1 protein-coding gene and 1 pseudogene are annotated in these 818 nt (G+C 57.2%); both read left to right on the forward strand.

The genetic code is table 11. From position 1 onward, the window contains the following. The coding region (locus ABD481_RS46480; protein ID WP_186789337.1) for a winged helix-turn-helix domain-containing protein at nt 1-319 on the forward strand (319 nt) is incomplete at its 5' end. Beyond that, nucleotides 319-818: pseudogene (locus tag ABD481_RS46485) on the forward strand (two-component system sensor histidine kinase PhoQ); the annotation flags it as partial. The gene ABD481_RS46480 and the pseudogene ABD481_RS46485, both read left to right, overlap by 1 nt.

Here is an 818-nt window from a genome sequence, read left to right on the forward strand (position 1 = left end):
TAACAGCGGTCTGGCCTCGCAGGTGATCTCCCTGCCGCCGTTCCAGGTCGACCTCTCCCGGCGCGAGCTGTCGGTGAATGACCAGCCGATCAAGCTGACCGCCTTTGAATACACCATTATGGAAACCCTGATCCGTAACCGCGGCAAAGTGGTCAGCAAAGATTCGCTGATGCTCCAGCTTTACCCGGATGCCGAACTGCGAGAAAGCCACACCATCGACGTGCTGATGGGTCGGCTGCGCAAGAAAATTCAGGCTGAATACCCACAGGACGTCATCACCACGGTGCGCGGCCAGGGCTATCTGTTCGAATTGCGCTGATGAAGGGACTGTTGCGGCATATCTTCCCGCTGTCATTACGGGTTCGCTTCCTGCTGGCGACCGCCGGGGTGGTGCTGGTGCTCTCCCTGGCCTACGGCATGGTGGCCCTGGTGGGCTATAGCGTTAGCTTCGATAAAACCACCTTTCGCCTGCTGCGCGGCGAGAGCAATCTCTTTTATATGCTGGCGAGATGGGAAAACGGCGCTATTGACGTCGACATCCCGGAAAACCTGAATATGGAAAGCCCGACGGTGACCCTTATCTACGATGAGCAGGGCAAACTGCTGTGGGCGCAGCGTGATGTTCCATGGCTGGCGAAACGCATTCAACCGGAATGGCTGAAACGCAATGGCTTCCATGAGATTGAAGCCGATGTCGACAGCAGCAGTATGCTGTTGCGCAATAACCATGAGATTCAGGAACAGCTGGACGCTATCCGCGAACAGGGCGACGACTCTGAGATGACCCACTCGGTGGCGATCAACCTCTACCCGGCCAC

Source organism: Catenulispora yoronensis (genome assembly GCF_039531695.1).
Lineage (GTDB): Bacteria > Actinomycetota > Actinomycetes > Streptomycetales > Catenulisporaceae > Catenulispora > Catenulispora yoronensis.